This window comes from Klenkia marina, from assembly GCF_900101025.1.
In the GTDB taxonomy this organism is placed as follows: Bacteria; Actinomycetota; Actinomycetes; order Mycobacteriales; family Geodermatophilaceae; genus Klenkia; species Klenkia marina.
On record NZ_FMUH01000002.1, the window covers coordinates 154,197 to 173,471 of the forward strand.

Annotated in this window: 20 protein-coding genes; 17 read left to right on the forward strand and 3 right to left on the reverse strand. The window is 76.1% G+C overall.

What is annotated here, in order from left to right; all coding sequences use genetic code 11:
- Positions 1–35 precede the first annotated feature (35 nt).
- A complete protein-coding gene (locus BLP29_RS05940; RefSeq protein WP_092801260.1) occupies positions 36–977 on the forward strand; it encodes a serine/threonine dehydratase in 942 nt (313 codons plus the stop codon).
- 22 nt (positions 978–999) lie between these two features.
- Here BLP29_RS05940 and mftR read toward each other — a convergent pair whose 3' ends face one another.
- A complete protein-coding gene (mftR, locus tag BLP29_RS05945) occupies positions 1,000–1,584 on the reverse strand; it encodes a mycofactocin system transcriptional regulator (protein WP_092801263.1) in 585 nt (194 codons plus the stop codon).
- Between the two features lie 119 nt (positions 1,585–1,703).
- Here mftR and mftA point away from each other — a divergent pair, with 119 nt between their 5' ends.
- The 8 genes from mftA to BLP29_RS05985 all read left to right on the forward strand — a co-directional run bounded on the left by mftA (position 1,704) and on the right by BLP29_RS05985 (position 9,181).
- Positions 1,704–1,814, forward strand: coding sequence for a mycofactocin precursor MftA (mftA, locus tag BLP29_RS05950; RefSeq protein ID WP_133379054.1), 111 nt, complete (start codon positions 1,704–1,706; stop codon positions 1,812–1,814).
- Between the two features lie 4 nt (positions 1,815–1,818).
- The gene (mftB, locus tag BLP29_RS05955) at positions 1,819–2,226 is read left to right on the forward strand and encodes a mycofactocin biosynthesis chaperone MftB (protein WP_243469735.1); all 408 of its coding nucleotides are present in this window, start codon (positions 1,819–1,821) and stop codon (positions 2,224–2,226) included.
- Positions 2,226–3,458: a mycofactocin radical SAM maturase gene (mftC, locus tag BLP29_RS05960; protein WP_092801266.1), complete on the forward strand. Its 1,233-nt coding sequence runs from the start codon at positions 2,226–2,228 to the stop codon at positions 3,456–3,458. Before mftB ends, mftC begins: the two co-directional genes overlap by 1 nt.
- A 3-nt stretch (positions 3,459–3,461) precedes the next feature.
- Positions 3,462–5,384 carry a mycofactocin system FadH/OYE family oxidoreductase 1 gene (locus BLP29_RS05965; RefSeq protein ID WP_092801269.1) on the forward strand — a complete coding sequence of 641 codons (1,923 nt, stop codon included), beginning with the start codon at positions 3,462–3,464 and terminating at the stop codon, positions 5,382–5,384.
- A gap of 150 nt (positions 5,385–5,534) precedes the next feature.
- Positions 5,535–6,371, forward strand: a complete 837-nt coding sequence (locus BLP29_RS05970) for a mycofactocin-coupled SDR family oxidoreductase (RefSeq protein ID WP_092801272.1) — start codon at positions 5,535–5,537, stop codon at positions 6,369–6,371.
- On the forward strand, positions 6,368–7,204 hold the full coding sequence (locus BLP29_RS05975; RefSeq protein WP_092801275.1) for a mycofactocin-coupled SDR family oxidoreductase: 837 nt from the start codon (positions 6,368–6,370) through the stop codon (positions 7,202–7,204). The genes BLP29_RS05970 and BLP29_RS05975 overlap by 4 nt, the downstream gene beginning before the upstream one ends.
- A 57-nt stretch (positions 7,205–7,261) precedes the next feature.
- Positions 7,262–8,191 (forward strand): AAA family ATPase, encoded by a 930-nt coding sequence (locus BLP29_RS05980; protein ID WP_243469736.1) that lies wholly within the window; start codon positions 7,262–7,264, stop codon positions 8,189–8,191.
- 60 nt (positions 8,192–8,251) lie between these two features.
- A complete protein-coding gene (locus BLP29_RS05985) occupies positions 8,252–9,181 on the forward strand; it encodes a vWA domain-containing protein (RefSeq protein WP_165839307.1) in 930 nt (309 codons plus the stop codon).
- 190 nt (positions 9,182–9,371) lie between these two features.
- On the opposite strand, the gene BLP29_RS05990 is transcribed toward BLP29_RS05985, so the two are convergent.
- Positions 9,372–9,740: a VOC family protein gene (locus tag BLP29_RS05990; protein ID WP_092801278.1), complete on the reverse strand. Its 369-nt coding sequence runs from the start codon at positions 9,738–9,740 to the stop codon at positions 9,372–9,374.
- Positions 9,741–9,800: 60 nt separating this feature from the next.
- Between BLP29_RS05990 and BLP29_RS05995 the strand changes: the two genes are divergently transcribed.
- Together BLP29_RS05995 and BLP29_RS06000 are read left to right on the forward strand one after the other, a co-directional pair.
- On the forward strand, positions 9,801–10,310 hold the full coding sequence (locus BLP29_RS05995) for a MarR family winged helix-turn-helix transcriptional regulator (protein ID WP_092801281.1): 510 nt from the start codon (positions 9,801–9,803) through the stop codon (positions 10,308–10,310).
- 67 nt (positions 10,311–10,377) lie between these two features.
- A complete protein-coding gene (locus tag BLP29_RS06000) occupies positions 10,378–11,346 on the forward strand; it encodes a nucleoside hydrolase (protein ID WP_092801284.1) in 969 nt (322 codons plus the stop codon).
- A gap of 56 nt (positions 11,347–11,402) precedes the next feature.
- Here BLP29_RS06000 and BLP29_RS20935 read toward each other — a convergent pair whose 3' ends face one another.
- Positions 11,403–11,567: a hypothetical protein gene (locus BLP29_RS20935; protein WP_165839308.1), complete on the reverse strand. Its 165-nt coding sequence runs from the start codon at positions 11,565–11,567 to the stop codon at positions 11,403–11,405.
- On the opposite strand from BLP29_RS20935, the gene BLP29_RS06005 reads away from it, so the two are divergent.
- The 6 genes from BLP29_RS06005 (at position 11,566) to BLP29_RS06030 (ending at position 19,252) form a co-directional block, all read left to right on the forward strand.
- Complete coding sequence (locus BLP29_RS06005; RefSeq protein WP_092802940.1) at positions 11,566–12,432, forward strand: alpha/beta fold hydrolase; 867 nt, start codon at positions 11,566–11,568, stop codon at positions 12,430–12,432. The two genes, BLP29_RS20935 and BLP29_RS06005, sit on opposite strands and share 2 nt — an antisense overlap.
- 8 nt (positions 12,433–12,440) lie before the next feature.
- Entirely contained in the window at positions 12,441–14,333 is a 1,893-nt protein-coding gene (locus BLP29_RS06010; protein WP_207798337.1) for an oxidoreductase, read from the forward strand.
- A complete protein-coding gene (gene mftE / locus BLP29_RS06015; RefSeq protein ID WP_092801287.1) occupies positions 14,327–15,019 on the forward strand; it encodes a mycofactocin biosynthesis peptidyl-dipeptidase MftE in 693 nt (230 codons plus the stop codon). Before BLP29_RS06010 ends, mftE begins: the two co-directional genes overlap by 7 nt.
- Before the next feature lie 113 nt (positions 15,020–15,132).
- Positions 15,133–16,539: a mycofactocin biosynthesis glycosyltransferase MftF gene (gene mftF / locus BLP29_RS06020; protein ID WP_092801290.1), complete on the forward strand. Its 1,407-nt coding sequence runs from the start codon at positions 15,133–15,135 to the stop codon at positions 16,537–16,539.
- A gap of 44 nt (positions 16,540–16,583) precedes the next feature.
- Positions 16,584–17,840 carry a multidrug effflux MFS transporter gene (locus BLP29_RS06025; protein ID WP_243469737.1) on the forward strand — a complete coding sequence of 419 codons (1,257 nt, stop codon included), beginning with the start codon at positions 16,584–16,586 and terminating at the stop codon, positions 17,838–17,840.
- Between the two features lie 62 nt (positions 17,841–17,902).
- The gene (locus tag BLP29_RS06030; protein WP_092801293.1) at positions 17,903–19,252 is read left to right on the forward strand and encodes a sigma-54-dependent transcriptional regulator family protein; all 1,350 of its coding nucleotides are present in this window, start codon (positions 17,903–17,905) and stop codon (positions 19,250–19,252) included.
- Positions 19,253–19,275: the final 23 nt, after the last annotated feature.

Below are 19,275 nucleotides of genomic sequence, written 5' to 3' on the forward strand. Positions count from 1 at the left end.
AGGATGTCCGGCCACCCGCCCGGCATGCTGGACCGGTGCCCCTCACCACCGACGACGTCGCCGCGGCCGCCGCCCGGACAGCCGGGGTGGTGCGACCGGTGACCCTCCTCCCCGCCGACCGGCCCCACCACTGGTTCGCCGCCGAGTTCCTCCAGCACACCGGGACGTTCAAGGCCCGGGGAGCGGCGAACCTGGTCGCCCAGCACGTCGACGCCGGCACCATGCCCGAGGCGGGGGTGGTCATCGCCTCCGGCGGCAACGCGGGTCTGGCCTGCGCCTGGGCCGCCGCTCGGCACGGGGTCCCCGCCACCGTCTTCGTCCCCGGGACGGCGCCCGCGGTGAAGGTCGACCTGCTCCGCGACCTCGGCGCCCGCGTCGTCCAGGTGGGCACCGAGTACGCGCACGCCGCCGACGCGGCGACCGACCACGTGGCGGCCAGCGGGGCCCTCGCCTCGCACGCCTACGACCACCCGCTGGTCGCCGCCGGCGCCGGGACCCTGTTCGCCGAGGTGCTCGAGGCGGCCCGGGGCGCGGTGGACACCGTCGTGGTCGCGGTCGGCGGTGGAGGTCTCCTGGCCGGGGTCGCCACCGTGGCGGCGTCGGCCGGCGTGCGCGTCGTGGCCGTGGAACCGGTGGGCTCCCAGGCCTTCGCCGCCGCGCTGGCCGCGGGGCGACCGGTCGACGTCCCGGTGCGGTCGGTGGCCGCCGACGCACTGGATGCCCGGCGCGTGACCCCGCTGGCACTGGCGGCCGCGGCGCAGGCCGACGTCGTCCCGGTGCTGGTCGAGGACGACGCGATCGTGGCCGCGCGCCGGCAGCTGTGGTCCGGGCACCGGGTGGCGGTGGAGCACGCGGCGGCCGCCGCGCACGCGGCGCTGGTGACGGGCGGGTACCGCCCGGCCGACGGGGAACGTGTGGTGACCGTCCTCTGCGGCGCGAACACCGACCCGGCCACCCTGGCGACCCCGGCCCCCTGACCGGGCGTCTGCGGCCGCGGTCCTACCGGAGGGTCGGGAAGCCGGCGGCGAGCTGGTCGAAGGCGGCGTGCAGGTCGTCGGCCAGCGAGCCGTCGCCGGCGAGCCAGGTCTCGAAGGCGGTCGTGGCCGCGGCGCGGGTGCTCAGCGCGACCAGCCGGGGCACGAGCGCGCCGGGCCGGTCGCCGGTGCGGCGGGCGACGTGCTCGGCCACCACCCGGTCGACGTCGGCGTAGCGCACCTGCGAGTGGGCCTGCAGCGCCGGCTCGGTGAGGATCAGCCGCATGCGCTCGCGCAGCAGCGGCAGGTCGGCACCGGGGTAGTCGTTGACCTCGACGTAGGCCGCGCAGATCGAGGCGAGGACGGGCTGGTCGTCCGACGTGGCGGCCAGCAGCTCCTGGAGCCGCTGCACGTGGCCGTGGAAGTCGCCCCACACGGCGTCGGCCTTGGTGGCGAAGTGCCGGAAGAAGGTGCGCCGGCTGATCCCGGCGGCGTCGGCGACCTCGTCGGCGGTGACCGTCTCGAAGTCGCGGCGGGTGAACAGCTCGAGCGCGGCGGCCTCGATGCGGGCGCGGGTGATCCCGCGCGGGTCGACGACGGCTCCGGTCACGCCCCGATCATGCTCCGCGGGGCCGGGGCCGTGACCGGCGACACCCTTCCCCTTGTGGGGTGGCACTCGGTGCCACTAGCGTCGGCGCTGTCCGTGACCCAGCTCACCTGGAGGCACCCGTGCCCGAGCAGACCGAGACCGAGACCCCCGCCCCCGCCGCCGAGGAGGTCCTGACCGAGGACAGCCTGGTGGAGGAGGTCTCCATCGACGGCATGTGCGGCGTGTACTGAGCCGTTGGCCGACACCCTCGTGACCGGGCCCGACGCGGGCCCGGTCACGATCCCCGCGGACGAACTCCCCTTCGACCCCTCCCTGCCCTGGCGGAAGTCGGGCTCGGTGGCGCTGCGCCCGGAGCCGTTCGGTGCGCTGGTCTACCACTTCGGCAACCGCAAGCTGTCGTTCCTGAAGTCCCAGGCGCTGGTCGCGGTCGTGACGGCGCTCGAGGGGCACCCCGACGTCGCCAGCACCCTGCGTGCCTGCGACGTGCCCGAGGCCCAGCACCCGGCGTACGTGACCGCGCTCGCGACCCTGTCGCGTTCCCAGATGATCGAAGCAAGGACCTCGGTGCCCCCCACCACGAGCGAGCTCGCGGCGGGCCCCTGCACCGAGGCCGACGAGCGACCGGAAGAAGGCCCTTCCTGATGACAGCCGTCCTGCCCCCGCGCACCCCGGCCCAGCGGCCCACCGGTGGCCGGTTGATCGACCAGTTCGAGTACGGCCTGGACGCCCCCATCTGCCTGACCTGGGAGCTCACCTACGCCTGCAACCTGGCCTGCGCGCACTGCCTGTCGTCCTCGGGGCGCCGCGACCCCCGCGAGCTCACCACGGCGGAGGCCGAGGGCGTGATCGACGAGCTGCAGCGCATGCAGGTCTTCTACGTCAACGTCGGCGGCGGCGAGCCCACCGTGCGGCCGGACTTCTGGCACCTGCTCGACTACGCCATCGGCCACGACGTCGGGGTCAAGTTCTCCACCAACGGCGTCAAGCTGAACAAGGCCCGCGCCGCCCAGCTGGCCCGCACCGACTACGTCGACGTGCAGATCTCCCTCGACGGCGCGACCGCCGCGGTGAACGACCGGGTGCGCGGCACCGGCTCGTTCGCCACCGCGATCACCGCGCTGGAGAACCTGGCCGAGGCCGGGATGAAGGACTTCAAGGTCTCCGTCGTCGTCACCCGCGAGAACGCCGGCCAGCTCGACGAGTTCAAGGCCCTCACCGACTCCTTCGGCGCCCAGCTGCGCATCACCCGGCTGCGGCCCAGCGGCCGCGGCGCCGACGTCTGGGACGAGCTGCACCCCACCATGGCCCAGCAGAGGGAGCTCTACCACTGGCTGCTGGCCAACGGCGACGGCGTGCTCACCGGTGACTCGTTCTTCCACCTGTCGGCGTTCGGCGAGGCCCTGCCGGGGCTGAACCTGTGCGGCGCCGGGCGCGTGGTCTGCCTGATCGACCCGGTCGGCGACGTCTACGCCTGCCCGTTCGCCATCCACGAGAACTTCCTGGCCGGCAACGTGCGCTCGCCCGGCGGGTTCCAGCAGGTGTGGCAGCAGAGCGAGCTGTTCGCCGACCTGCGCAACCCGCAGACCGGTGGCGCCTGCACCAAGTGCCAGCACTTCGACTCCTGCCGGGGTGGCTGCATGGCGGCGAAGTTCTTCACCGGCCTGCCGCTCGACGGGCCCGACCCCGAGTGCGTGCAGGGGTACGGCGAGAACGCCCTGGCCGCCCGCGCCGAGGACCTCGTCACCCCGAAGTCGCACATCGACCACTCCCACAAGGGGCCGGTGCGCGGGCAGCCCACGCTGCTGGGCATGCCGAGCATCCCGCCGGCCAAGATCTGCGACGAGTCGCCGCTGGCCGGGCTCGACCTGCGCTAGACGGTGCGGCTCACCGGCCCGTGGACGGTCGCGGGGAGGACTGCGCCGTCCCGGGTGCTGTTCGGCCCGCACGAGACCAACCTCGGGCCGGGCCGGACGCTCGGCCCGCGGCACGTCGCGTACTGGGCGCGACGGGCCGCGGGCGGGGCCGGCGTCGTGGTCGTCGAGGGCGCCTCGGTGCACCCCTCGGACCACCCGTACGAGCGCGCCCCGCTGGCGGCCCACTGCGCCGCGGGCTGGGCTGCGGTCGGTGACGCCTGCCGGCCGCACGGCACGGTGGTGCTGGCCGGGCTGAGCCACACCGGCGGCCAGGGCTCGGCGTCGTGGACCCAGGCCCCGCCGTGGGGGCCGTCGCCGATGCCCGACGTCGTCTCCGGCCTGGTGCCGGTGCCGATGGGGGACGCCGAGCTCGCCGCGCTGGTGGCCGGGTTCGCCGGCGCGGCGGCGACCGCGGTGTCGGCCGGGCTGGACGGCGTCGAGGTGGACGCCGGCCCCCGGTCGCTGCTGCGGCAGTTCCTGTCGCCGCTGACCAACACCCGCACCGACGGGTACGGCACCGACCGGGGGCGGCTGCTGCGCGAGGTGCTGGCCGCCGTCCGGGCCGCGCAGGGCCCCGACCGGGTGCTCGCGCTGCGGCTGTCGGTCGACGAGGGCGCGCCGTGGGCGGGGCTGACGCCGTCGGGGTGCGTGCCGCTGGTCGCCGAGCTGGCCCCGCTGGTCGACCTGCTCACGCTCGTGCGCGGCAGTGCGCTGGACGGCGAGGCGCACCGCCCCACCGCCCACCGGACGCCGCAGTTCCACGTGGAACTCGTGCGGGCGGCCGGGGACACCCCCGTGGTGGCCCAGGGCTCGGTGGTGGACGCCGCTCGCGCCGAGGAGCTGCTCGACCTCGGGTACGCCGGCGTCGAGATGACGCGGGCCCTCATCGCCGACGCCGGGTTCGTCACCGCGCTGCGGGCCGGCCGCACCCCGCGGCCGTGCCTGCTGTGCAACCAGGCCTGCCGGGTGCTCGACACCCGCAACCCGCCCGTGAGCTGCGTCGTCGACCCGCGCAGCGGTCACGAGACCGTCGAGCCCGACGTCGACACCCCGGTGCCCGGCTCGCGCCGTCCGGTCCTGGTGGCGGGCGCCGGCCCGGCGGGGTTGGAGGCCGCCCGGGTGCTGGCGCTGCGCGGGCACGCCGTCGAGGTGGTGGCCCCCGCGATCGGCGGACTGCTGCCCGTGGTCGCGGCGGCGCCGTCGCGGGAACGATTCCACGCCTTCGCCGACTGGCTGGTCGGCGAGTGCACCCGCCTCGGCGTCCGGTTCACCGAGGGGACGACGGACGACGCCGACGTCGTGGCCACCGGAGGTCTCGACGCCGCTCCGGTGGTGCCCGGCGCGGTGTCCGCGGCCGACGTCCTGACCGGCGCGGTCCTGCCCGCGGGGCCGGTGCTGGTGCACGACCCGGTCGGCGGTCCGGTCGGCATCGGGGTGGCGGAGCTGCTGGCCGCCGACCGCGAGGTCACCCTGGCCACCCCCGACGACGTGGTGGGCTCGCGGCTGGGCCCGGTCGGTGACCTCGTGGGCGCCAACCGGCGGCTGGCCCGGGCCGGGGTGCGCCGGGAGACCGCGGTGGAGCTGGTGGGCTGGTCCGACGGCGAGGCCGTCCTCCGCCGCCGCTGGGCTGCCGACGTGCCCGCCCCCGGCGCGGGCGGGCTCGGCGCGGGCGGGCAGGGGGGAGTCGGCGGGCCGGGGGACCTCGGCGGGCCGGGCGACGAGCTGCGCATCCCGTGCGTCGCCGTCGTGGACGCCGGGCACCGGCTCCCCGGGCGCGACCTCCCCGACGAGGGCCGCGCGCGGTTCGCCGGCGACGTCGTGGCGCCCCGCACCGTGTTGGAGGCCGTGCTCGAGGGCCGCCGGGCCGCCCTGGCGGTGACCCCGTGACCCCGGCGCTGGCGCACCTGCGGGTGGCCAAGCCGTGGTACCTCCGCGGGCCGGCGGCGTGGAAGCCGAGACCCGGGCGGCTCCTGGCCGCGGCCCTGCGGGGCGCGAGACACAGCCACAGCGGGGGAACCACCGAGAGGAACTGAACAGATGGGCAAGCTCGAGGGCAAGGTCGCCTTCATCACCGGTGCGGCGCGCGGTCAGGGCCGCAGCCACGCGGTCCGGCTGGCGCAGGAGGGGGCCGACATCATCGCGGTCGACCTGTGCGCGCAGATGGGCAGCGTCGGGTACCCGATGGCGACCGAGGAGGACCTCGCCGAGACCGTGCGACAGGTCGAGGCGCTGGACCGGCGGATCGTGGCCAGCGTGGCCGACGTCCGCGACTCGGCGGCGCTGAAGGGCGCCGTGGACGAGGGCGTGGCGCAGCTGGGCCGGTTGGACATCGTGCTGGCCAACGCCGGAATCGCCAGCTTCAAGCCGGTCGAGGAGCTGACCGACGAGGACTGGGACGAGATGATCGGGGTCAACCTGACCGGCGTCTTCAAGACCGTCCGCGCCGCGGTGCCGCACATCAGGGCCGGCGGGCGCGGGGGCGCGATCGTGCTGACGTCGTCCACGGCCGGCATCAAGGGCCTGGCCAACCTGGCGCACTACGTCGCGGCCAAGCACGGCGTCGTCGGGCTCATGAAGACGATGGCCAACGAGTTCGCGCCGGACATGATCCGGGTGAACTCGGTGCACCCGACGTCGGTGAACACCGACATGATCCACAACGAGGAGACCTACGGGCTCTTCCGGCCGGACAAGCCGAAGTCCGAGGTCACCCGCGAGGAGGCCGCCGAGTCGTTCAGGACCATGAACGCGTTGCCGATCGAGTGGGTCGAGCCGGTCGACATCTCGAACGCCATCCTGTTCCTGGTCAGCGACGACTCCCGGTACGTCACCGGTGTCCAGCTGCCCGTCGACGCCGGGGCGACGCAGAAATGAGCGGCCGGGTGGAGGGGAAGGTCGCGTTCATCACCGGCGCGGCCCGCAACCAGGGCCGCAGCCACGCGCTGCGGCTGGCCCAGGAGGGCGCCGACATCATCGCCGTCGACGTGTGCGGGCCGATCGACTCGATCGGCATGTACCCGCCGGCGACCGAGGAGGACCTCGCGGAGACCGTGCGCCAGGTCGAGGCGCTGGACCGGCGGATCGTGGCCACCAAGGCCGACGTCCGCGACGTCGCGGCCATGCAGGCGGCCGTGGACGACGGGGTCGCGCAGCTGGGCCGGCTGGACATCGTGCTGGGCAACGCCGGGGTGTTCGAGATCCAGCCCGCGCTGGAGCTCTCCGACGAGGCCTGGCGGGAGATGATCGACATCAACCTGACCGGCGTCTGGAACACCTGCAAGGTGGCGCTGCCGCACCTGGTCGAGGGCGGCCGCGGCGGCGCGATCGTGCTGACCAGCTCGACGGCCGGGCTCAAGGGGACGCCGAACACGATCCACTACACGGCGGCCAAGCACGGCGTCGTGGGCGTGATGCGCACCCTGGCCAACGAGTTCGCGCCGCACTCGATCCGGGTCAACTCGGTGCACCCGACCGGGGTCGACACGGTGATGATCCAGAACGAGAAGACGTGGGGGCTCTTCGCGCCCGACGACCCGTCGCCCAGCCGGGAGAAGGCGGAGCCGATCTTCACCTCCACCAACGCGCTGCCCGTCCCGTGGGTGGAGCCGGTCGACATCTCCAACGCAATCCTGTTCCTGGTCTCCGACGAGGCGCGGTACATCACCGGCGTGACCCTCCCGGTCGACGCCGGCTACACGGTCAAGTGACCCCCGGGACGGCGCGGGGCCAGTTCCCCGCGCCGTCCCCCTCCCGAACGGACCCCCTTGGACCACAGCCCGCTCGACGTGCGCGCCGTCCGCGCGCGCGTCGCCACCCACCTCGTCGGCCGCGACCGCGAGCTCGACCTCCTGCTGGCCGCCGTCGCCGCCGGGCGCGACGTGCTCGTCGAGGGCCCGCCCGGGACGTCGAAGAGCACCCTGCTGCGCGCGATCACCGCCGAGTGGGGCATCCCCCTGCTGCTGGTCGAGGGCAACGCCGACCTCACCCCCACCCGACTGGTGGGCCACCACAACCCCGCCCGGGTGCTCCGCGAGGACTACACGCCGGAGAACTTCGTCGCCGGACCGCTGGTGCAGGCGATGCGCAGCGGCGGCTTCCTCTACGTCGAGGAGTTCAACCGGGCGCCCGAGGACACCCTGAACACGCTGCTCACCGCGATGGCCGAGCGCACGATCACCGTGCCGACGGTGGGCACGGTGCAGGCGGCGACCACCTTCCGGGTGATCGCGTCGATGAACCCCTACGACGCCGTCGGCACCACCCGCATGCCCACGTCGGTGAGCGACCGCATGTGCCGGCTGGCCGTCGGCTACCAGGACGCCGAGGCCGAGCGCGGCATCGTCGGCCGGCGCACCGGCATCGAGTCGCGGCGGCTGGTCGCCGACGCCGTCGCGCTGACCCGCGCGACCCGTGAACGGGACGACGTCCGGCAGGGCAGCAGCGTGCGCGGGGCCATCGACCTCGCCCTGGTCACCGCGCAGCTGGCCGCGATGCGCGGGGTCGCCGTCCCGGACACCGACCAGCTGCGCGGGCTGCCCGAGGACTACACGGGCGTCGTGTGGGACGCGATGGTGGTCGCGCTGAGCGGTCGGGTGCACCTCGACGAGATCGCCGAGCGGACGCCGGAGGGCGTGCTGCGCGAGATCTGGGAGGACCACTTCCTGCTGCAGCCGGCGGCCGCCGAGCCCGGTTGAAGAGCCGTCGAGGCCGACTCGCCGGTCACCCGCCGCGACCGGCCGGGTGCGCCACGGGGGATGCGGCCGCTGCGGCGCCGTCCCAAGCAGCTGACCGAGCAGCCCTCGACCTACGAACCCGGCCGCGGGGGAGCAGGGCTGGCGCTGTCGTCGGGTGACCGGCGGCGGCAGCGATCAGCGCGGGCCGGCGGCGGTTCCGCGCCGGGGACGACCGACGAGCCGGCCGACCTCATCCCGCTGGCCGACCTGGCGACGCTGACCGAGGTCGACGCGCTCACCCGGCAGCGGGCCCGGCAGATCGCCCGCCGGCTCGCCGTCCCGCGTCCGCCGCGCGACCGGCGGGCCCGGCGCGGGGTGGGGGAGCTGTCGAGCGTGCGCTGGGCCGGGGGCTCGGACGCCCTCGACCTGGAGCGGACGCTCGAGCTGCTCGCCGGCAAGCCCTGGCCCGAGGACGACGACCTGGTGGTGCGCGAGCGGCTGCGTCGGCGGCGGTCGGTGGTGCTGGTGGTCGACGTCAGCGGCTCGATGAAGGGCGAACGCCTGCGGACGGCGGCCGCCACCGTGGGCGCGCTGGCAGGGGAGCTGGGCCGGGACGCGCTGGGGGTGGTGGCGTTCTGGTCCGACGCCGCGGTGCTGGTGCCGCTCGGTGCGCCGGTGGAGCCCCTCGGCGTGCTGGACCTGCTGCTGCGGGTGCCGACGCAGGGACTGACCAACGTCTCGTTCGCGCTGGAGACCGCGGGCCGGATGCTGGCCGGGGTGCCCCAGCGCGACGCCCGGGTGCTGCTGCTCAGCGACTGCGTGCACAACGCCGGCCCCGACCCCCGCGTCGCTGCGGCTCGACTGCCCCGGCTCGACGTCCTGCTGGACACCAGCGGCGAGCAGGACGTCGACCTCGGCCGCGACCTCGCGCTGGTCGGCCGGGGGCGGGTGCGCCTGGTCCGCGACCACACCGACGTCGCCGCCGCCCTGGGGGCCGTGTTCGGCGGGTAGGCGCGGCGCACGACTGTGCACTTGCGGTCGCCGACACCGCCCGACACGCGGGCCCGGACGCCCGCAGCTGCACACTCGCCGATGTCCACCCCGACCTTGCGGGGTCGACGGTGGGGATCGAGGTCGATCGCCCCGGGAACGGCGACTACTGCATGTGGTGGCGACCCAGAACCGCTGTCCGGGTGAGGTCTCAGGCACGGTCGTGGAGGGTGATGCGGTAGCCGTCGGGGTCGGCGAAGGTGAAGGTGCGACCGAAGGGCCCGTCGACCGGCTCGGCGGTGATGGTGTGCCCGTCGGCGACCAGGGCGTCGTGGACAGCCTGCGCGTCGGGGGCGTGCAGCCACAGGGCGGCGCCGACGCCCGGGTACGGGCCGGCGTCGAGGTCGGTGCCGGGCACGACGTCGCGCAGGGCGAACGCGATCGGCTGGGTGGCGAACACCACGGCGTGCGGCGGGCTGAACGCGGCGCGGGTCAGGCCCAGGTAGCGCTCGTAGAAGGCGGCGGAGCCCTCGAGGTCGCGGGTCTGCAGGGAGAGGAAGTCGGGGCCGGTGACAGGCATGGGGTGCGCTCCGTTGGTTGTCAGTTGTTTGACATCGAGACCATATGTCAGACTCCTGACATGGGGCAAGCGGATGCCGGGATCGACCTGCCGACCTCGATCGGGTACCTGCTCAAGCAGGCGTCCAGTGCGTTGCGGGCGGCGATGGAGGAGGCGCTGCGGCCCCTCGGCATGACGATCACGCACTACTCCTGCCTCGAGCTGCTGGCCCAGCGGCCCGGCCTCTCGAACTCCGACCTCGCCCGGGGGGCGTTCGTCACCCGGCAGTCGATGAACGTGCTGCTCCAGGCCCTGGAACGGGCCGGTCAGGTCACCCGGCCCGACGTGGCGCCGGCCGGTCGCGTCCTGCCGGTCACCCTCACCGAGACCGGCCGTGCGGCCCTCGCCCGGGCCAGCGCCGCCGTCCGGGCCGTCGAGCTGCGCATGCTCGCCCACCTGTCGGAGGACGAGCAGGACCACGCCCGGCGGATCCTCGCCGGCCTGGTCGGTGCGCTGACGGATCCGGCGGACCGAGGGCGCCCGGCGTCGAGGATGCCGGCCGGGACGGTGACGACGACCGGCACCGGCTGATCCGGCCGCGCCGTCCGGTCCTGCCCCGGGCCGACGCCGTCCGGCCGGGGTCCGGCAGGATGCCGGCATGGGCCCGGACACGACCCCGACCACCCGCACGCCGGTCTTCCTGGACTGCGACACCGGCATCGACGACGTCCTGGCGATCGCGTTCCTGCTCTCCCGGCCCGAGCTCGAGCTGGTGGGCGTCGGCAGCGTCTCGGGCAACCTCGACGCCGCCCGGGCCGCGCAGAACACGCTGCGGGTGCTCGACCTCCTCGAGGCACCCGACGTCCCGGTCGCGGTCGGTGCGCACGACTTCACCGCCCACCCGTACGCCGGCGGGGCGCCCGCGGTGCACGGCGTCAACGGCATCGGGGACGTCGTCCTCCCCGACACCGCCCGTGGGCTCGACGGCCGGGACGCGGCGCAGCTGCTGGTCGACCTCGCGCACGAGCACCGCGGCGCCCTGCGGGTCCTCGCGATCGGGCCGTGCACCAACCTCGCCATCGCCCTCGACCGCGAGCCGGGCATCGCCGAGCTGGTCCGCGACGTCACGGTGATGGGCGGTGCGTTCCTCGAGCCCGGCAACATCACCCCGCACGCCGAGGCCAACGTCTGGAACGACCCCGAGGCCGCCGACGCGGTGTTCGCCGCTCGGTGGGCGGTCACCGCCCTGCCCGTGGACGCCGCCCGCCGCCAGCTGCTCGAGGCCGACGACCTGCGCGCCCTGCGGGACGACCCCTCGCCGGTGGTCAGCACGGTCGGCCGGATGCTGGAGGTCTACGGCGAGTTCTACCGCGGCGTCTTCGGCCGCCCGCTCGCCGTGCTCTACGACCCGCTCGCCGCGGCCCTGCTCACCGATGCCGTCCAGGTCACCGGGGAGCTCGAGCAGCCGGTCGTCGTCGTCACCGGGGACGGCGAGGAACGGGGCCGGACGACGGCCCGCTCCGTGGACGACGCCGAGGCGGCCGGACGCCGGCCCTGCCGGATCGTCCTGGCGACCGAGCCCGCCTTCGCACCGCTGCTCGTCGACGCCCTGCGCTCCTTCGGCTGACCCGCCGTCCGGGGTGGGCGTCGACCGCGCACCCAGGACGTGCGGACGACCCGGGCTCAGCGCACGGCGGACGGGAGCAGGTCGACGACGGCGAGCAGCGCGAAGAACCCCAGCAGCACGATGACGGTGGTCATGGCACCACCGTGCCCCTCCCGGCTGGACGCGGGCCCTGCATCGCCTGTGCGGACACCCAGGTCGGTCGGGGTGCAGGATGCCCGCATGCCCACGACCTTCCCGTCCCCGGCCGACGGCCTCCTGATCGCCACGTACCTGTGGGACGACGTCCCCGCCGAGCCGGTCGGCGTCGTGCAGGTCGTGCACGGGCTGGCCGAGCACGGGCCGCGCTACGACCGCTTCGCCCGTGCGCTCAACGCCGCCGGCTTCGTGGTCTCCGCGGCCGACAACCGCGGCCACGGTGCCTCGGTGGACGACGAGGTCCCGCTGGGCAGCTTCGGCGCAGCCGGCACCGGCGGCTTCGTGGCCGACATCGGCGCGCACGCGCGACTGCTCGCCGAGCAGCACGCGGGGCTGCCGCTCTTCGCCTTCGCCCACTCGCTCGGCTCGATGGGCATGCAGAACGTGCTGCTGGACGAACCCGTCCGCTACGCCGGCGTCGTCCTCAGCGGGTCGACCACCCTCGACGGCCTGGGCGGGGTCCTGGCCGGGCTCCCGGCCGACCAGCCCGGGCTGGCCGCGTTCAACGCCGGGTTCGAGCCGCGCACCGGCTTCGAGTGGCTCAGCCGCGACGCCGCCGAGGTCGACGCCTACGTCGCCGACCCCCTGTGCGGGTTCCCGACCGAGGACGCGATCATCGGCGGCGTGCTGGCCACCGCCGAGCGCACCGCCGACCCGTCGACCGTCCGCGCCGACCTGCCCCTGCTGCTGGTCTCGGGCGACCGCGACCCGGTCGGCGGCCCCGGCGGGGCGAACGTCACGGCGCTGGGGGAGCGGTACCGGGCCGCCGGCGTCGCCGACGTGACGGTGAGCCTGTACCCCGAGGCCCGGCACGAGCTGGTCAACGAGACCAACCGCGACGAGGTCACCGCCGACGTCGTCGCCTGGCTGCGCGCCCACCTGCCCCGCTGAGCGGCACGGTGCGGCTGGCCGAACCCCTCGCGCTGCGCGGGCGCACGCTGCGCAACCGGGTGGTGTTCTGCGCCCACCTGACCAACCAGGCCCACCACCGGCTGCCCTCGGACGCGCACACCGCCTACTACGCCGCCCGGGCGGCCGGTGGCGCCGCACTGGTGATCACCGAGGAGGCGTCGGTCGACCCGGCTGACCAGCCCTACGAGCGCGTGGTCGACGGCACCGACCCGGCCGTGGTCGACCGGTTCCGCGAGCTGGCCGCCGCGGTGCACGCCCACGGCGGGCTGGTCGCCGTCCAGCTCAACCACAACGGCGGCCAGGGCAGCTCACTGCACACCCGCACCCCGCTGCTCGCGCCCTCGCCGGTGGCCGACCCGCTGTTCGGCGAGGTGCCCCGCGAGGCCACCACCGCCGACCTCGACGCCGTCGTCGCCGGGTTCGCGCTGGTCGCCGGGCATGCCCAGGAGGCCGGGCTGGACGGCGTGGAGATCCAGGCGTCGCAGTCCTCGCTCCTCCGGGCGTTCCGCTCACCGGCGGCCAACCGGCGCACCGACGCCCACGGCGCCGACCGCGACCGCCTGCTGCTCGAGGTCGTGGCTGCCGTCCGGGCGGCGCTGGGCCCCGACCTGCTGCTGGGGGTGCGGCTGCCGGCCGACGAGCCGGGCGGTTCGGACGTCGAGGACGCCGTGGCGACCGCCCACCGGTTGGCAGCCACCGGCGCCGTCGACTGGCTGTCCACCACGGTGGGGGTGGCCACCGAGTCGTTGTGGCTGGTCGAGCCCTCGATGGCCACCCCGCACGGCTACGCCCTCCCGCTGGCCGCCCGGCTGCGCGCCGCCGGGCTGCCGGTGATCGGCGTCGGCCGGGTCACCACGCCTGCCGAGGCCGAGGCCGCGCTGGACCACTGCGACCTGGTCGGGGTCGTGCGCGGGCAGCTCGCCGACCCCGAGTTCGCGGCGAAGGCCCTGCGCGGCGAACCCGTGCGGGCCTGCACCGGCTGCAACGACTGCGCTGCGCGGGTCGGGGCCGGCCTGCCCATCCGGTGCCCGCAGACGCTTCCCCCGGTCCGGTCGTCGGCCCGGTCGCGCCGGGTCGTGGTGGTCGGCGGCGGCCCGGCGGGTCTGCGGTCGGCGGTGCTGGCGGCGCGCGCCGGCCATCGGGTGACGCTCCTGGAGGCGACCGACGAGCTGGGCGGCCAGCTGCGGTGGGCGGCGACGGCGCCCGGCCGCACCGAGCTCGCGGGGTTCGTCGCCGCCGACGCGGCCGAGCTGGACCGCCTGGGCGTCGGGGTGCGGCTGGGGGTGCCGGCCACCACCGAGGCGCTCGCCACCCTGACCCCCGACGTCGTCGTGCTCGCCACCGGTGCCGCACCCCGGACGCCGACCTGGGCCGGGGACGACGCCCGGGTGGTCGACGTCCTCGACGTGCTCACCGGCTCCGCCGCCCCGTCCGGGGCCGTGCTGCTGGTCGACGAGCTGGGTGGCCCGCACGCCACCTCCGCCGCGGAGCTGCTGGCCGCCCGCGGGTGCGGCGTCGAGGTGGTGACCGGAGCGCTGGTCGCCGCCCAGCGGCTGGGACCGACGCTGGACCGCGAGCTGTGGCACCGGCGGGCGGCCGCGGCCGGGATCGCGCAGACCGTCGAGCGGGTGCCCCTGGCGGTGCGGGCCCGCCCCGACGGACGGCGGGAGGTCGCCCTGCTGCACCACCTCACCGACCGCACCGAGCAGCGGGTGGTGGACTGGGTCGTGGTCGCCACCCGTCCGGTGCCCGTCGCCGGGCCCGCCGCCCCGCCCGGCGTCGAGGTGCACCGCGTGGGTGATGCGCTGGCGCCGGGGGACGCCGCGGCCGCGGTCGCCGCCGCGGAGCGCGTGCTCGGGGGATGGGCGGAGCCATGGTGAGCCTGGCCGGTGCGCGGTCGCCGGAGCTGCGGGAGCGGCCCACCGTCGTCGTCCCGTTGGGGTCGGTCGAGCAGCACGGGCCGCACCTGCCGCTGGGCACGGACATCGCGGTCGCCGCCGCCGTGGCGGCCGGGTTGGTCGAACGGCGCCCCGACCTGCTGCTGGCGCCGGCGGTGCCCTACGGCGCAAGCGGCGAGCACGAGGGTTTCCCCGGCACCGTGTCGATCGGCACCGGAGCGCTCACCGCGCTGCTGGTCGAGCTCGGCCGCTCGGCCGGCCGGTGGGCGGGCCGGCTGCTGGTGGTCAACGGCCACGGCGGCAACCTCGATGCGCTGCGCGCCGCCGTCCCGGTGCTGCGGCACGAGGGCCGGGACGTCGCCTGGTTCCCCTGCGGCGTCCCGGGCGGCGACGCGCACGCGGGCCGCACCGAGACGTCGCTGATGTTGCACGTGGAACCGACCGCGGTGGACCTCAGCCGGGCCGAGGCGGGGGAGACCGCCCCGGTGGGCCAGCTGTTGCCCCGGTTGCGGTCCGGCGGGGTGGCCGCGGTCAGCCCGAACGGCGTGCTCGGCGACCCGGCCGGGGCGTCGGCGGCGGAGGGAGAGCAGTCCCTGACCGGGATGGTCGACCGGGCGGTGTCGGCGGTCGTGGCGTGGGACGTCGGTCCCGACGGTCGACTCGCATGACCCGACTTGATCTCGATCATGCAGAACCGCGACGACGCCACGCAGGTCGTCGGCGCGCCCGCGGTGCCGAACTGCATGATCGACGCGCACCGGCACCCCCGTAGCGTCGTGGCGTGCCCTCCGTGCCTGCGCCACCCGTCGGCCGGTTGCCCGACGGGTTCCGGGTGGTGCTCGACCCGCGCACCCGGCGCCGCGACGGCGGGGCCGCGCTGCTCGGCGGGTCGCCGCTGCGCCTGCTGCGCCTGGCCCCCCGCGCCCGGGAGCTGCTGACCGGCGACGAGCTGACCGTGCGCGACGCGACGACGGCGACGCTGGCCGCCCGGCTGCTGGACACCGGCCTCGCCCACCCCGACCTGCGCCCCGTCGAGCCCACCGACGTCACGGTGGTCGTCCCGGTGAAGGACCGCGCCGCCGAGCTCGACCGCTTGCTGGCCGCGGTGCGCGCCGACCTGCCCGCCGTCCCCGTGCTGGTGGTCGACGACGGCTCGGCCGACGCGGACGCCACGGCTGCCGTGTGCCGGGCCCACCGCGCCGACGTCGTCCGGCACGCGACCGCCCGCGGGCCCGCGGCGGCCCGCAACGCCGGCCTGGCTGCCGCGACCACCGGCGTCGTCGCGTTCGTCGACTCCGACTGCGTCCCGCACCCCGGCTGGCTGGGCGTGCTGGCGGCGCACCTGGCCGACACCCGACTGGCCGTGGTCGCGCCGCGCATCGTCGCCCTGCCGGTCGCCGCGCCCGGGTGGGTGGCGGCGTACGAGGGTGCCGTCAGCGCGCTGGACATGGGCCCCCGGCCGGCGCCGGTCGCGCCGCTGACGGGGGTCTCCTACGTCCCCAGCGCCGCACTGCTGGTCCGTCGGGCCGCCCTGGGCGCCGGGTTCGACGAGTCCATGCAGGTCGCCGAGGACGTCGACCTCGTCTGGCGGCTGGCTGCCGCCGGCTGGCGGGTGCGCTACGACCCGGCTGCGCAGGTGGCCCACGAGCACCCCGCCCGGACGACGGACTGGCTGCGCCGGCGCTCCTTCTACGGCACCGGCGCGGCGCTGCTCGCCCAGCGGCACGGGTCGGCGGTGGCGCCGGTGGTCATGTCCCCGTGGTCGGCCGCCGCGTGGGGCCTGGCGCTGGCCGGGGGTCGACCGGGGTTGCTGGGCGCGGCGGCGGTGCTGGCGGGGGCGACCCGGCGGCTGGCCCCGCGGCTCGGTGACCCGCCGCCCACCGGCCTGGCGGCCACCCTCGTCGTCCGCGGTACCTGGTCGGCGGGCCGCACGCTGGCCCGCGCGGTGACCCGGCACCACTGGCCGGTCGTCCTCCCGCTCCTGGCGGTGCCCCGGGTGCGCCGGGTCGTGGCCGCCGCCGCCGTCGCCGACGCGGTGGGGGCCTGGTGGCCGCACCGCCGCGAGGTCGGGCTGGCGCGGTTCGCCGCGGGTCGCCGCCTGGAGGACCTCGCCTACGGCGCGGGCCTCTGGCGCGGTGCCGTGCGCGCCCGGGACCCGCGCGCGCTCCTCCCGGCCCGCCCCCGCTGACCCCGTCCGGGAACAAGGGCCGCGGCGGGCTGCTTGGGCCTGAGGTGCCGACCACCCAGCCGACGCTCAGCCCGCTCAAGGTCACCCTGGTGCTGGGGGCCTTCGTCGCGCTGGGCCCGCTGACCGTCGACCTGTACCTGCCGGCGCTGCCCAGCATCGCCACCGACCTCATGACCACCGACGCCGCGGTGCAGCTGACCCTCACCGGCACCTTCGCCGGCCTGGCCCTCGGGCAGCTCGTGCTGGGCCCGCTGTCCGATGCCCTGGGCCGGCGCCGGCCGCTGCTGGCCGGCACCGCCCTGCACGTCCTGGCGTCGCTGCTCATCCTCGTCGCGCCGACCGTCGAGGTGCTGGGCGTGCTGCGCGTGCTGCAGGGCGTGGGCTCGGCCGCCGGCGCGGTCGTGGCGCTCGCCGTCGTCCGGGACCTCTACTCGGGGCGGGCGGCGGCCAGCCTGCTGAGCAGGTTGTTCCTGGTCATCGGGGTGGCCCCGGTGCTGGCGCCCACGCTGGGCGGCGAGCTGCTGCGGTTCACCTCTTGGCGCGGGCTGTTCGTCGTGCTCGCCGTCGTCGGCACCGTCTCGCTCGTCGCCGTGGCGCTGACCCTGCCCGAGACGCTGCCCGCCCAGCACCGGCACCCGCTGCGGCTGCGCCGCACCGTCGTCGACTACGGGCGGCTGTTCCGCGACCGTGCCTACGTCGGCCTGGTGCTGGTGGCCGGCCTCGTGATCGCCGGGTTGTTCAGCTACGTCTCGGGCGCCTCGTTCGTCTACCAGCAGCAGTTCGGGCTCGACGAGCAGCAGTTCGGCCTGCTGTTCGGGGCCGGGGCGGTCTTCCTGATCGGCACCTCCCAGCTCAACCCCCTGCTGCTGCGCCGCACCTCGCCCCAGGTGCTGCTCACGGTCGCGGTGCTCGGCGGTCTGGGGTCCGCGGTGCTGCTGGTCGTCATGGCCGCCACCGGGCTCGGCGGGCTGTTCGGCGTTGCCGTGCCGCTGTGGCTGGTGCTCGCCAGCGCCGGCCTGGGCATGCCCAACGCGCCCGCGCTGGCGCTCTCCCGGCACGGGGAGGCCGCCGGCACCGCGGCCGCGCTGCTGGGCGCCGTGCAGTTCGGCGTCGGCGCTGCGGTCAGCCCCGTCGTCGGCCTGCTGGGCAACGACGCGCTGGCCCTCGGGTCGGTCGTCCTGGCTGCGGCGGTGCTCGCCGTCGTCGTCCTGTTCGTCGTCGTGCGGCCCCGGTCGCTGCCCGACGTCGACGAGGACGCGACCCCGGTCGCGAGCCCCCGCGAGGACGACGTCCTGGCGTAATCCGGCGCGGCGGGTGACCATGGCCGTGACATGAGCCACCGGGCATCGTTGCGGGTGAGCGCGTGACCGCGGTCAACCCGTGGCTCGCGCTCCCCGACGGTGCGCCCACCCCGGTCGTCACCCGTCGGCTGCGCGCCGCGCACGAGGCGCTCGTGACCCGCGGTGGTCGTCCGCCCGGCGGCCACCAGGTGCGCTCGGTGGTCTGGGACTCCTGGCGCCGCAGCCTGGGCAACGGCGTCGACCCCGACGGCGGCCCGGCCCCGGTCGACCTGCTCGACGACGACCTGGTCGCCTACCGCGACGCCCACCCGCTGGCCGCGGTCATGCCGGTGATCCGCCGCCTGCTGGTCGCCGACGCCGAGGCCGACAAGATGATCGTGGCGGTCACCGACGCCGCCGGCCGCATGCTGTGGGTCGAGGGCGACCGCCAGCTGCGCGCCCAGGCCGAGGGCATGCACTTCGTGGCCGGCTCGCGGTGGGGTGAGGACGTCGTCGGCACCAACGCCCCGGGCACCGCGCTGGCCCTGGACACCCCGGTGCAGATCTACGGCAGCGAGCACTACGCGCGCACCGTGCAGCCCTGGAGCTGCTCGGCGGCCCCGGTGCACCACCCCGTCACGGGCGCGCTGCTGGGCGCCATCGACGTCACCGGTGGCGACCACGTGGCCAGCCCGCACGTGCTCACCCTCGTGCGGGCCACCGTCGCCGCCGCCGAGTCCGAGCTGCGCTGGCTGCACCGCGAGCAGTTCGCCGGCGGCCCGGCCCTGCCCCCGAGGCGGCAGCCCGCCGCGCCGCTGCTCGAGGTGCTCGGTCGCGACCGTGCCCGGCTGAGCACCCCGGCCGGCACGACCGAGCTCTCGCTGCGGCACTCGGAGCTGCTGCTCCTGCTCGCCGAGGCCGCGGTCGGCGGCGGCTCCGGCGGATCCGGCGGCCGCACCGCCGACGAGCTCGCCGCCGAGGTGCACGTCGGCGACGCCGCCCCGGTCACCGTGCGGGCCGAGCTCTCCCGGCTGCGCAAGCTGCTCGCCGACGCCGGCTGCGACCCCGACCTGCTGGGTTCCCGGCCCTACCGGCTCACCGCGCCGCTGACCACCGACCTCGACCAGGTGCGCCGGCTGCTGTCCCGCGGCGCCGCCGCCACCGCGCTCGAGCGCTACCGCGGCCCGGTGCTGCCCCGCTCGGAGTCACCGGGTGTGCGGGCCGCCCGCGCCCGGTTGGCCGGATCGCTGCGCTCAGCGGTGCTGCGCGAACCCCGACCGGACCTGCTGCTGCGCTACAGCCAGCTGCCCGAGGCCGCCGACGACCCCGCCGTCTGGAAGGGCCTGCTCGACGTGCTGCCGGTCAGCTCCTCCCGCCGCGCCGCGGCCGCCCACCACCTGCTCCGCCTGCGCCGCTCACCCCGCCCCCGCTGACCGTGCAACCGCGTGCAACGTTG